General features: G+C 49.5%; 17 protein-coding genes and 1 pseudogene. All 18 read left to right on the top strand.

The genetic code is table 11. The features are described from left to right. Positions 1 to 3: 3 nt before the first annotated feature. The 18 genes and pseudogenes from DEP07_RS27420 (at position 4) to DEP07_RS27340 (ending at position 11823) form a co-directional block, all read left to right on the top strand. The gene (locus DEP07_RS27420; protein WP_217021304.1) at positions 4 to 1281 is read left to right on the top strand and encodes a methionine gamma-lyase family protein; all 1278 of its coding nucleotides are present in this window, start codon (positions 4 to 6) and stop codon (positions 1279 to 1281) included. Positions 1282 to 1532: 251 nt separating this feature from the next. Next, entirely contained in the window at positions 1533 to 1943 is a 411-nt protein-coding gene (locus tag DEP07_RS27415) for a MerR family transcriptional regulator (RefSeq protein WP_063230129.1), read from the top strand. 34 nt (positions 1944 to 1977) lie between these two features. Continuing rightward, a complete protein-coding gene (glnA, locus tag DEP07_RS27410; protein WP_122965289.1) occupies positions 1978 to 3312 on the top strand; it encodes a type I glutamate--ammonia ligase in 1335 nt (444 codons plus the stop codon). Positions 3313 to 3575: 263 nt separating this feature from the next. Continuing rightward, positions 3576 to 3713 carry a DUF4376 domain-containing protein gene (locus DEP07_RS27405; RefSeq protein ID WP_254223123.1) on the top strand — a complete coding sequence of 46 codons (138 nt, stop codon included), beginning with the start codon at positions 3576 to 3578 and terminating at the stop codon, positions 3711 to 3713. Positions 3714 to 3970: 257 nt separating this feature from the next. Then, a complete protein-coding gene (locus DEP07_RS27400) occupies positions 3971 to 4156 on the top strand; it encodes a hypothetical protein (protein WP_287103271.1) in 186 nt (61 codons plus the stop codon). Between the two features lie 238 nt (positions 4157 to 4394). After that, the gene (locus tag DEP07_RS27395) at positions 4395 to 4613 is read left to right on the top strand and encodes a hypothetical protein (protein ID WP_287103270.1); all 219 of its coding nucleotides are present in this window, start codon (positions 4395 to 4397) and stop codon (positions 4611 to 4613) included. Next, positions 4589 to 4705 (top strand): CD1375 family protein, encoded by a 117-nt coding sequence (locus tag DEP07_RS27390; protein WP_255679063.1) that lies wholly within the window; start codon positions 4589 to 4591, stop codon positions 4703 to 4705. The genes DEP07_RS27395 and DEP07_RS27390 overlap by 25 nt, the downstream gene beginning before the upstream one ends. Before the next feature lie 44 nt (positions 4706 to 4749). Further along, the gene (locus DEP07_RS27385) at positions 4750 to 4884 is read left to right on the top strand and encodes a CD1375 family protein (protein WP_254223122.1); all 135 of its coding nucleotides are present in this window, start codon (positions 4750 to 4752) and stop codon (positions 4882 to 4884) included. A 662-nt stretch (positions 4885 to 5546) separates the two neighbouring features. Further along, a pseudogene (locus DEP07_RS27380) lies at positions 5547 to 5937 on the top strand (phage holin family protein). Position 5938: 1 nt separating this feature from the next. Beyond that, a complete protein-coding gene (locus tag DEP07_RS27375) occupies positions 5939 to 6310 on the top strand; it encodes an N-acetylmuramoyl-L-alanine amidase (protein WP_353772901.1) in 372 nt (123 codons plus the stop codon). Then, positions 6307 to 6423 (top strand): hypothetical protein, encoded by a 117-nt coding sequence (locus DEP07_RS27840; protein WP_429827561.1) that lies wholly within the window; start codon positions 6307 to 6309, stop codon positions 6421 to 6423. Before DEP07_RS27375 ends, DEP07_RS27840 begins: the two co-directional genes overlap by 4 nt. Further along, positions 6414 to 6581: a hypothetical protein gene (locus tag DEP07_RS27835; RefSeq protein WP_371736934.1), complete on the top strand. Its 168-nt coding sequence runs from the start codon at positions 6414 to 6416 to the stop codon at positions 6579 to 6581. Before DEP07_RS27840 ends, DEP07_RS27835 begins: the two co-directional genes overlap by 10 nt. A gap of 186 nt (positions 6582 to 6767) precedes the next feature. Beyond that, a complete protein-coding gene (locus DEP07_RS27365) occupies positions 6768 to 7244 on the top strand; it encodes a DNA-directed RNA polymerase subunit alpha C-terminal domain-containing protein (protein WP_122965345.1) in 477 nt (158 codons plus the stop codon). Positions 7245 to 7382: 138 nt separating this feature from the next. Further along, entirely contained in the window at positions 7383 to 7556 is a 174-nt protein-coding gene (locus DEP07_RS27360; RefSeq protein ID WP_340965192.1) for a MerR family DNA-binding transcriptional regulator, read from the top strand. Between the two features lie 18 nt (positions 7557 to 7574). Next, the gene (locus DEP07_RS27355; RefSeq protein ID WP_287103269.1) at positions 7575 to 8543 is read left to right on the top strand and encodes an arsenic resistance protein; all 969 of its coding nucleotides are present in this window, start codon (positions 7575 to 7577) and stop codon (positions 8541 to 8543) included. Between the two features lie 220 nt (positions 8544 to 8763). Beyond that, positions 8764 to 10014: an aminopeptidase P family protein gene (locus tag DEP07_RS27350; RefSeq protein ID WP_429827562.1), complete on the top strand. Its 1251-nt coding sequence runs from the start codon at positions 8764 to 8766 to the stop codon at positions 10012 to 10014. A gap of 194 nt (positions 10015 to 10208) precedes the next feature. Beyond that, positions 10209 to 10799 (top strand): sigma-70 family RNA polymerase sigma factor, encoded by a 591-nt coding sequence (locus DEP07_RS27345; RefSeq protein ID WP_122965348.1) that lies wholly within the window; start codon positions 10209 to 10211, stop codon positions 10797 to 10799. Continuing rightward, the gene (locus tag DEP07_RS27340; RefSeq protein ID WP_287103267.1) at positions 10774 to 11823 is read left to right on the top strand and encodes a hypothetical protein; all 1050 of its coding nucleotides are present in this window, start codon (positions 10774 to 10776) and stop codon (positions 11821 to 11823) included. The genes DEP07_RS27345 and DEP07_RS27340 overlap by 26 nt, the downstream gene beginning before the upstream one ends. Positions 11824 to 12058 lie beyond the last annotated feature (235 nt).

Raw genomic sequence — 12058 nt, 5'->3', positions numbered from 1 at the left:
CCTATGTTTCAATATTTTTCTCACGGGGAAAAGCTTCGTCCTCTCGTCCTGGAGGTAGAAGCGATGATCTCCGAAAGACATCGTCAAATTTCCGCGCTGGTGGACACCAATCAATTGAAGGTGCTGCGCTCTTTTCAAAAGCATGAGGTAAACGAATTTCACTTTTCGCCATCGACCGGATACGGATACGACGACTCTGGCCGGGCTACGCTGGAATCGATCTACGCAGACGTTTTTGGCGGAGAGGCGGCGCTGGTTAGACCGCACATCATTTCCGGAACACATGCGATTGCCATTTCGCTGTTTGGGATTTTGCGTCCTGGCGACGATTTGCTCTACATCACGGGCAAGCCGTATGACACGTTGGAAGAGGTCGTAGGTGTGCGCGGCGAAGGCCAAGGTTCGCTGAAAGAATACGGGATCGGGTACAGCTATGTGCCTTTGACACCGGAGGGCGAAATCGATTTTGTCGCGGTGGCGCAGGCGATTACGCCCAAGACAAAAGTGATTGGCATTCAGCGCTCGCGCGGTTATGCGGATCGTCCGTCCTTTACGATCGCCAAAATCCGCGAGATGATCCGCATGGTCAAGGAAATTAATCCGGCGCTGATCGTGTTCGTGGACAACTGCTACGGTGAATTTACGGAAGAGCTGGAGCCGCTGCATGTCGGCGCAGACATTATGGCTGGTTCGCTCATCAAAAACCCGGGCGGCGGTCTGGTCAAGACTGGCGGATACATCGTCGGGCGGGAAGACCTTGTGCGTCTCGCTTCGTTCCGGATGGCAGCACCAGGGATTGGCGCAGAGGGCGGGGCGTCGCTGTACTCGCTGTTGGAAATGTTTCAAGGCTTTTTCCTGGCGCCGCACGTCGTGGGAGAAGCGCTGAAAGGCGCGGTGTTCTCCTCCGCCCTGCTGGAACGACTCGGCTTTCAGACCAATCCGCTCTGGCATGAACCGCGCACGGACCTCATTCAGTCTGTCGCTTTTGGCAGTGCGGAACGGCTGATTACTTTTTGCCAAGGGATTCAAAAAGCAGCTCCCGTCGATTCGCACGTCACGCCGTACCCGAGCGAAATGCCAGGGTATGCAGACCCGGTTATCATGGCGGCGGGAACGTTCATTCAAGGAGCGAGCATCGAGTTTTCCGCAGACGGTCCGATTCGCCCGCCATACTTGGGCTTTGTGCAAGGCGGTTTGACGTACTCGCATGTCAAAGTAGGAATTTTGACGGCGTTAAACGGCATGCTGGACAAAGGATTGCTCGAATTGCCTGAGGCGTAAACGGTTTTTACAAAAGGAAAGACGGCATTCTCTCGGATGGGAGAAGCCGTCTTTTTGCTATTCGACTGTGCGCGGACGGTACTGCGAGAAACAACCATTGAGGCAGGCATGTCGTGAGATCAATACGGGGATAACGTGGATTTTTTCAAAAGAGGTCACTTTCTTGCGTAATATTTTCTAACATCCGTTGACAGTGTTTGTGCTTTTGCATAAAATAAAGCATAAGGAAAACGATAGAGGAGGGACAAGTCATGAGTGATGACCTTCGCCGGAATATGGCCCTCTTTCCAATTGGGATCGTCATGAAGCTGACTGATCTCACTGCGAGACAGATACGCTACTATGAGCAAAATGACCTGATTCAACCGGCTCGCACGGAAGGAAAGCAGCGGCTTTTCTCCTTCAATGATGTAGACCGACTGTTGGAGATCAAGGAACTGATTGAAAAAGGACTCAACATTGCAGGGATCAAGCAAGTGTTGAAATTGCAAGAGCCTGTCATGGAACCGACGGAAATTTCTACAACGTCCGAAGTGAAGCGCAAGGACATGTCTGACAAGGAACTGCATCAGCTGCTAAGGCAACAAATCATGTATCGCAATGCAGCCCGCCCAGGCGAGGACGCATTGATTCGTGGAGAGCTTTCCCGCTTCTTCCACTGATATAAAGTTGTGAGAGAGACAGGAGGAGAGAAATGTGAGCAAGTACACAAGAGAAGACATTATGCGATTGGCCCAAGAAGAGGACGTGAGATACATCCGTCTGCAGTTTACCGACCTGCTGGGGATTATCAAAAACGTGGAGATTCCTTCTTCCCAACTGCCGAAAGCATTGGACAACAAAATGATGTTTGACGGTTCTTCTATCGAAGGTTTTGTTCGTATTGAGGAATCGGATATGTACCTGGTACCGGATTTGGATACTTGGGTTGTATTCCCGTGGGGTAACGAGCATGGGAAAGTTGCACGTCTGATCTGTGACATCTATATGCCAGATGGCTCTCCATTCGAGGGTGACCCTCGCTACATTTTGAAACGCGCGCTGAAAGAAGCAGAAGAAATGGGCTTCTCCGCGTTTAACGTGGGACCAGAACCTGAGTTCTTCCTGTTCAAGCTCAACGACAAAGGCGAACCTACGCTTGACCTGAACGATCAGGGTGGCTATTTTGACTTTGCTCCACTCGACCTCGGCGAAAACTGCCGTCGCGATATCGTTTTGACGCTGGAAAAAATGGGCTTTGAAATCGAAGCTTCTCACCACGAAGTGGCTCCAGGCCAACACGAGATCGACTTCAAATACGCAAATGCTTTGCAAGCAGCTGACCAAATCTTGACGTTCAAGCTGGTTGTCAAAACGATTGCACAAAAACACGGCTTGCATGCGACATTCATGCCAAAACCGCTGTACGGCGTAGCCGGTTCCGGTATGCACGCGAACCAATCCTTGTTCCGTGGCAATGAAAATGCTTTTTATGACGAGACAGACGAAATGGGCTTGAGCCAAACAGCGAAGCATTACCTCGCAGGTATTTTGCAGCATGCTCGCGGTTTCACAGCGATCACCAACCCGTTGGTGAACTCCTACAAACGTCTGGTGCCTGGCTATGAAGCGCCTTGCTACGTGGCATGGTCCGCGAAGAACCGCTCTCCTTTGATCCGTATCCCTGCCTCCCGCGGCATGGGAACTCGTATCGAAGTGCGCAGCCCAGACCCGGCAACAAACCCATACCTCGCTTTGGCTGTCATGCTGAAAGCAGGCTTGGATGGTATCAAAAACAAAGTGACTGTGCCGCCAGCCATCGATCGCAACATCTACGTGATGACTGAGCAAGATCGCGAAGCAAACGGCATCGAAAACTTGCCAGCAACACTGAAAGAAGCAATCGAGTGCCTGAAAGCCGATCCAGTGATCTGCGAAGCGCTGGGCGAGCATGCACTGATGCACTTCATCGAAGCAAAAGAAATCGAGTGGGACATGTTCCGCACACGCGTTCACGACTGGGAGCGCGAGCAGTACATGGCTGCTTACTAAGAACCGAAACCCCTTGTGCCGTATGGTGCGAGGGGTTTTTTTGTTTTGGTGGGTGCGGGTGTAAAAATCGCCTCACCCACAAGCGTACCCACAAATCACTCATAAATCTTCTGCATATGGTCTTCAAATTTTCTCGTGAAGGGCCGAACCGGGAGTGCTTCAAGGCGATTTACACAGGCTTTACCTCTGCGTCGACCGGACGCCAGTTCCGTTTCAACGAGGAAGACTAGGCAAACTTCAACCAGCAGAGCACGCTATTTCTGTTGAAACCTGATCTTGCCGAGACGCAATGGAAAACGGAAGACGCGGGCATCGTCAGCCTGACGCGGGAACAGTTCATTGAGGTGGTGCTGGAGGCAGGGCAGCATAAGCAGGAGCAAATCGCTAGGTACTGGACCTGAAAGCTCAGGTCGAAGCTGCTGAAACAAAAAAACAAGTGAAATCTGTCAACTGGTAGGAGGTCGAGCGCATGGACTTGAAGCGCTTGGACCTTCTTTTTGTATCTGGTCGCTCGCCTTTGGCGGGGGCTATACAGTGGTTTACTGACTCACCATACAGTCACCTTGCTATCGTGCTGGATGACATGCACATTGCGGAGATGGATTGGCGGTTTCCATTGTAGCGGCACCACAATAATTATCCACCGTGGCAATGTGACGTGTACCGATATCGCGGCGAGCTGACAGCGGCGCAGGTTGCCACAATGACCGAATTTATCCAGGCGCACATCGGGACGGTGGACAAGATGTTTGAGGCAGCGGGCATCAGGCTGAGGAGCGGCGATATCGGCAAGGTTTCGCCTGCTGATTTGGCACGGTCAAGCCTGCTGCAAAGAGTCGCGTAGCTTTACATGACAACAAGACCGAGAGCCAGTCCCGAACAGATCGGGGAAATTTTTGTTCCCGGATGAGGAAGGGGATAGGAACATGAATTTTGACGGCATGATCACAGTTATTACAGTTGTGTCTGGACTTACAGGCATTGCGTTGGGGTGGATTGGCCGGGTCAGGACGGGATCAGTCAGGATGGACTGATGCCATGCAACGCGTCCACGTCTATGGATACGGAGGTGCTTTTGACTGATGAAGTTCAGCAATCAAGAGTCCATCACGGAAATTCGCAAAAAGCAGCAGGAAACGCCGGAACAAAAGATTGTCAGGCTGGAGGCGGAGCTGGTCGCCGAAAAAAATGGCAAGTTCACAATCATGGAGGCAACTGCTCAACTGTATGAAGAGTTGCTGATGTTGAAAGAGCAGATGCCAGGAGGGACGGCAGAGTGGCAGCAATTTACTACAGTTTGATCAAGGCAGGCAGGCGGGAGATGGAACAAGTTCCCGCGCATCTTCGAGAGGAAGTGCAGGCGATGCTTGATGCTGAAATCAGCGCTAATTAATCTTGGCATCTGGTTCGTATCTTTGGGGGGGAGGTGAGGACATTTTGGTAGCGATCTACGTTGCTCTGATCGTCGCTGGCCGCCGCATATACAACAGTGTGTCGGTTGGCTTGAAACCAGCCGTAAAAGAAGACCCGGAAGCATTGGGGCTAGGCACTGAAGGTAAGCCTTTGGTGTAATGCTCCATTCGTTGAAAGGGGTGTTTTTTATGGGGGCGGCTAATGTGGCTCCCTATATATTTGTCGAAAACAATTTGTGTCAATGCAGACATAATTGGTGTACGATAAAAACGCCCATTGTGAATTTTCTTTCTTATCCGTTGATGGAACGCCGTGTGCGATGAAAGTCGCCTGCACGGTGTAGGCTCGAACGAAAACCCTCGTAAAGAGAAGGGAATAAGTCGAGAATAGCACACCAATATTTAATCTTGGAACAATGTTTGAAGATGGAGCAGCATTTGGTCCACAGGAATTACCATACAATCACAATCTCAGTGCAATCTTCCTGGATCAAGCGAATGGCCCTGGTACGGTTACATTTTCGAACGCGAGAAGCAGTGATCCTGCTGTAGGAAACCCTAGAATCCAGCATGGTGCGATGAATGTATCGTTGATCGTAGATAAGGTTGGAGTAGGGGAAACAACGGTATCATTTGATTACACTGACATCACTGGCGTCACCCGCACACACTCTTGGGTTTTTAAGTTTAATTAATATCTTTGCTTCCATCAATGGCCCTCGGGAAATCCCGGGGGTATTTTTTATCAACTAGACCATGAGCCAGCCCCGAGCCGACCGGGGCAATTTTTACTGCACCGAGGGGAGAGAGGAAGAAGAGCGAATGGACAACTTTATCAAAACAGGAATTGCTATCGGAGGCGCAGCAGCCTCTTTTCTTTTTGGCGGCTGGTCAGCATTGCTCAGTGTGCTACTCGCATTCGTCATTTTTGATTTTGTCACTGGCCTGATTGCAGCCGGAATGGAAGGAAAGTTAAAAAGCAAGGTCGGTATGATCGGCATTGCGCGGAAGTTGTTCATCTTTTGCATGGTTGCGATGGTGCATCTGATCGACATGTCGCTTGGTGACCAAAATTTCATCCGCGACGATCTTTTTTTACCTGGCAAATGAGCTGCTAAGCATTATCGAGAACGCGGGACGCATTGGCCTGCCCGTTCCCGAATTGATTAAGCGAGCAGTAGAGGTACTAAAAGGGAGAGGGGAAGGGAAATAACATGCAAATCACAGAAATGCTACTCACGAACCCAACGGCCAGACCAGGTACAAAGATGGTCCCGAAAGGACTGGTCATCCACTGGACAGCCAACGAGAAAAAAGGCGCCGATGCGGTAGCAAACCGGAACTACTTCAACAAGCCGACGACAGAAGCCAGCGCTCACTACATCGTGGATGACTGGCAGATCGTCCGGTGCTTGCCGGAAATTGAAATGGGCTACCATGTCGGGGGGAAATCGTACAAGTCAGGCTATCGCCACTCGGGAAACCGGGCGTTTTTTATTTGCAAGTTTCCCGGTTGTTCGAATGAGAACAAACGTTCTTTTTGGGGGCGAACTTGTCGGCAGGAGAAGGCTTTGGCCGACAGATGAAGCTGGCGGAAACGACGAATGATGCCATGGAGCTGTATGAGGCAGCCTGCCGGTTGTTTGCAGTATCGGGATCAATCTGGAACAACTCGTTTCCGATCATGCCGTGCAGCTGAATTTGTTCACAGACAACCACAAACGCCGTTCGCTCGCCCGGACGATCGATGAGATTCGTACGCGGTTTGGTACGGACGCGATTTTGCGGGCAGCCTCTGTCACGGAGGCTGGTCAGGCGAAAGAACGCGCGAGCAAGATCGGGGGGCACTATGAGTGAAAGAGACGCGTGTCTCTAGAAAAGATAACGTGTTTGCAGCCAGTCGATTTGTACTGGCCGGATCAAGCTGGTAAACGATGAGGACTGGCAGTGGATATCGATAGATGCTACCATGTCTGTCCGTTCATAGCCTTACCCTGCCGGACATAGTAAACTAGAGTAAAGTGAACAAGGCGGGGCTATTTAATGAAAAAAGCGCTGGTTTATATTATGGGTGTTAACGAGGCATCCGAAGCCTGGGAGCTTAGCAATGACACGATCAGAGAACTATGCAAGAGCGGTAAAATCGTCGCTGCACCAATTGACGACACATGGGCTATACTTCGTGAGCAATCAGAAGCAACCTTGCAACTGATCGAGGACATTCGGAAGAAAGAGAGTCTGTATCATGTTGCTGCAGATTCACCTGATGAGCCAATCATCAATTTATTAAAGGATATCGTACTACCTTTAGATCAGCCTATCGAAACGATCTTTGAGTATGACACTGGTCGCCTTTCTACACGAGCTATAAATGCACTGAGAAGAGTTGGCATCAGAACAGTACGCCATTTGGTTGAATCTACCTTTAATCGACTTTGGCCTATTCGAAATTTGGGCAATCGTGCTCTGATGCATACTTTTCACGCATTGAAGCAAGCAGCTACAATCCCGTCACCTTGACTTGGTGACGGGGAAACCCCTTGTGCCTCATGGTGCGAGGGGTTTTTTGTGCTCCATTCTTTGCTCATTTTGTCTACATCCTTTGCCTTAACGAGATATAATGGAATCATAAAACGTAAAGTTCACTTTAAGTCAAGGATGGCCGTTATGTCAGGTCTTAGCATCGGTCAATTGGCTGCAAAAGCAGAATTGAGCGCATCGACACTTCGTTATTATGAATCTGTTGGATTGCTGCCAGCGCCTGAGCGAAAAAACGGTCAGCGCCGCTATGATGAATGTTTGCAGAAGATAAACAATACGGGGGCGTGTTAGAAAGGGGCAGTGCGAGAAGTGATTGCAAGAGAGCAATTAGAAAAGCATCAAATATGGCTATATGCTGCTGTATTAATGATTGCTGTCGGATTTGGCTTGTTGTGGCCGGAATCCAGCAAAAGTTTCGATCAGATGATTTCGATTGTACTCGCCATTTTAATGTATGGCATGTTTGCGCAAATTCCTTTTTTTCGTTTAAAAGCGGCGTTAACAAATCGAAAGTTCATCTATGCACTACTTATTACGAATTACATAGCCGTACCTGTTCTGGTGTGGGGGTTAACCCGGTTTCTTTCAGCCGATCCAGCGATCCTGTTAGGTGTGCTTCTTGTTTTGCTCACGCCCTGCATTGACTACGTGATCGTTTTTACACATCTTGGGCGCGGGAACGAAAAGCTTGTTCTGGTTTCAACTCCGATCCTTTTTGTCACCCAAATGCTCTTATTGCCTGTTTACTTATGGCTGTTTATGGGCAAGACAGCGGCTGAAATCGTGAGTGTCGGGCCTTTTTTCGAAGCATTTTTAGGACTTATCGTTGCCCCGCTGTTGCTTGCTCTGCTTACACAATGGTGGGCACGGCGGCAGTCAAAGGGAGAACATCTCCTTGATGCGACTGCATGGCTTCCAGTACCTTTTATGGCCCTGACTCTTTTTGTTGTCGTTGCATCACAAATCGCTAAACTATATACCTCTTTTGAGTCTATTGTCCAAGTGGTTCCCGTCTATGCAGCATATATGGTCATTACGCCGATTGTTGCTCGTATCGTTTCTCGTCTGTTCCGTCTAGATATCGGAGCGGGGCGAGCTCTTATTTTTAGCGCAGCAACTCGTAACTCGCTTGTCGTTCTTCCCTTTGCACTGGCGCTACCAGAACCACTAAACGGGGTGGTGTCTGCTGTCATCGTAACGCAAACGGTTGTAGAACTTATCGGGGAGCTAGTATACATTCGGCTTGTTCCAAAGGTACTTTTGCGAGGGACGGATTGAAAACCGAAAGCATGTTCCGCACACGCATCCGCGACTGGAAGCACGGGTGAGGTAACAGGTTGGCACCTCAAAAAAGCTTTATTGCGAAATTCGTTTCCCAAATGCTAAAAATATCCTAAAATATTGATAATTGATCAAGAACCCTTTTACACAACTAAATCAGACCATGCAGAAACTCACAAGCGAACAAGCGAAAAGAGGGAAACAAATGACAACAACCATGGATTCAAAAGAGTTCGTCAATCGCCGTCAAAAACTCGCGGAAAAAATGCCTGAGCATAGCGTACTGGTCCTATTCTCTGGGGTTGCCAAGACGCGCAGCCAAGACGATAAATATCCGTTTTCACCGAACCGCAACTTCTACTATCTCACCGGCATCGGGCGCAGCAACCTCATTCTCATGATCACGAAACGCGCGGGCAGCGTGAGCGAAACGTTATTTCTCCAGCGCCCAAATGAACTGGAAGCGAAATGGACAGGCGCCGTCTTGGCGGATCAAGAGGCAAAAGAGTTGTCTGGTATCGAACACTTCGACTATCTCGATGAGTGGCTGGAGGCTTTTGCGACTTTTGTGCGGCGTTGCGAAGGTCAGTGCTCGCTCTATCTTGACTTGTATCGTTACCAGTGGAGCGATGAGCAGACCCTTGCAGAGGCGTTTGCTGAAGACGCGCAAAAGAAATACAAGACTTTGCAAATGCAGGATGCAGGCCCGTGGCTGAAAGAACTGCGCATGGTAAAGAGTCCGGCAGAGATCGAAGAAATCAAGCGTGCGATTGCGATCACAGATGAAGCCATCCGGCGTATGTGGGCGCATGCACGTCCTGGAATCATGGAATATGAGCTGGAGGCGCACTATGATTTTGCGTTGAAGTCGAACGGGGTGCGTGAGCTGCCGTATTTGCCGATTATTGCGAGCGGCATCAATGCTACTGTTTTGCACTATGAGGCGAATAATCAGCGAGCGGAAGATGGTGACCTGGTCCTGCTCGACCTTGGTGCGGCATCGAACTACTATGCGGCTGATATTTCGCGTACATTTCCCGTGAATGGCCGCTTTACAGAACGTCAAAAAGCGATTTATCAACTCGTGCTCGAAGCCGAAATCAAGACCATCGAAGCTGTGAAACCGGGTGTCACGCTTCAACAACTAAACGAGGTCACGAAACAAGTATTGGCGGATGGCCTGTTGCGTCTCGGTCTTATCCAAGACAGCAGCGAACTGTCCAGGTACTACTACCATGCCGTGTCGCATCACCTTGGGCTGGATACGCACGATGTTTCGGACTACAGTGCTGTCATGCAGCCTGGTATGGTGATCACGATTGAACCTGGCCTGTACATAGAGGAAGAAGCGATTGGCATTCGGATTGAAGATGATGTGCTAGTCACCGCAGATGGCTATGAGGTGCTCTCAGCGCAGATCCCGAAGGAAATCGCAGAAGTGGAATTGCTGATCGGGAAAAAGGAATAGCGAACGCTTGCCAGCCAGATCATGGCACCATGCAAGCATTCGTCTAATAGGCGAAACGGGAGGGCGTCAGATTCGCACCAGCACAAAAGGTGTGATCTGGCGCTTTTCTTTGGCAAAATGCCAAACGGACCGAACCTTTTTGGGCAAACGAGACAATATAGGGTGTAAGCTGCTTACTCAGGAGGGCCCTCTGAATGCAAAGGGAATACATGTACGAATTGCTCGCGAAAATGAAAGAAGGGAATCGACAGGCGTTTCATGCGTTTTATGACGCAACTTATCAGGATGTGTACCGGACAGTCTCCTTTCTCGTGGATCATCCGCAAGATCGGGAAGATGTCATGAACGAGATTTACATGCAAATGTGGACCTCGCTCGCGAACTACGATACGAACCGGCCTTTCCACTTTTGGCTGCATGGCTTGGTCGTCCGCCAAGTACAGCGATTTCGGGTCAAACGCTGGCGGAGATTCCGAATTTTTGAGCGCGTCCGCGTTTTCTTTCGGGACGAGAATCACTGGGACCAACCGACTGTGCTGATGGATGGAACGAATCAAATGATAGAGCAGGCCATCCAAAAGCTGACGGACAAACAGCGAACGGTGATTATCCTCCGTTTTTTTCACGACTATACGCTGGAGGAAATCGCGGTCTTGCTGCAAATTCCGCCGGGTACAGTCAAGTCCAGATACCATGCGGGTCTTGAGGCGCTGCGAAAATACGTACGGAATCTCCCCCCGGAAAGGATGGAACAGCTCAATGCTTATGGAACGCAAAATTCGTGAACATCTCGAGCAAAAAGCAGAAACGATGGAGTGCCCGCCGGCCATTTCCAGACGAATCGAACAATCCTATTCTCACTATTTGCAACAAAAAAGGAGCGGAATAACTATGAAAAAACGATTGATAAGCGGTATCGCAGCCGCAGCGATTTTGATTCCAACGGCAGCATTTGCAGCCCCAGCCTTGATTGAAATTTTGACCCGAACACCGATGACTGCCGAACAAGTCCAAGTAGATGAAGTCGGCAAGGCAACACTTGAAAAGCTGTATCGTGCTTTTCCAGAGACAAAATCGTTTGCGATTATCGACGCCAGCAACGTTCAAGGTGTCCAAACAAGCATCACTTTGCAGGACAAAAGCGGGAGCGGCAAAAAGTTTACTCTTCATACAAACAGCCGTACGGGTACGATTGAACACATCATCCAGGAAAATGACGGGGGATCTGAGGAAAAGCCGCTGATTGCTTCCACCGAGCAGGAAATCAAGGCGAAAGTAGACGATCTGCTGAATAAAATGTACGGCAGCATCAGCGAGTACGAGTTTGCTATGGAGCAAATGGAGAACGCGGAGCAAAAAACGCTTATGCTCAATTACAGCAAAAAGGGAGCGAAAACCCCGTTCTACCAAGTATTTGTTCAGGGCAATACGATCAGCGCGTCGCTAATTGGAGGGGAAACGACACCTTCCGCCGCGAAAGTAGAAGGCTTTTTCACGATGAATGGCCAGCCTGATTATACTGCCGATGCTTTTTTCAATGATGAAAAGCTGTTGTCTTTGCTAAAAATGAGCGCAGCCGACTTAAAACAGGAACTGGCAAAAGGGAAATCTGTCGTGGAGATCGCAGCCGCTAAAAATATCTCCAAGCAACAAGTAATAGATGTCATTGCAACAACGCAGGTTGAGGTGCAAATGCAAGGGGAGAACAGCGGAGCAGGCAGCCATTCCAAAGAACAGATGCTGAAAGCGATTGAGCCAAAAGTATTGCAACTGATTGAGCGCAAAAATGAAACATCGAGCAAAAAATAGCAAGCTCGGCACATAAGGTTGAGAGATATCGCGGGAGAAGCGAAATGACATTTTGCCAGAACCAGCAGCAATAACAGGATCAAAACCAGAAAAAACGCTTAACGAAGCTGCGCTACCAGACATTCGTTCACGGCATTACCAGTAGCGTACGAAAACTTGAACTCAAAAAGGTGACCCGGAAGAGGCAGCGCTTGCAAAAAGTGCTCCTCCTGCGAGAGCGTAAAAAGTTTTGTGT

This window comes from Brevibacillus sp. (genome assembly GCF_003521185.1).
Lineage (GTDB): Bacteria > Bacillota > Bacilli > Brevibacillales > Brevibacillaceae > Brevibacillus > Brevibacillus parabrevis.
The sequence above is the reverse complement of the archived record's forward strand: the minus strand, read 5'-3'. Positions and strand labels throughout refer to the sequence as shown.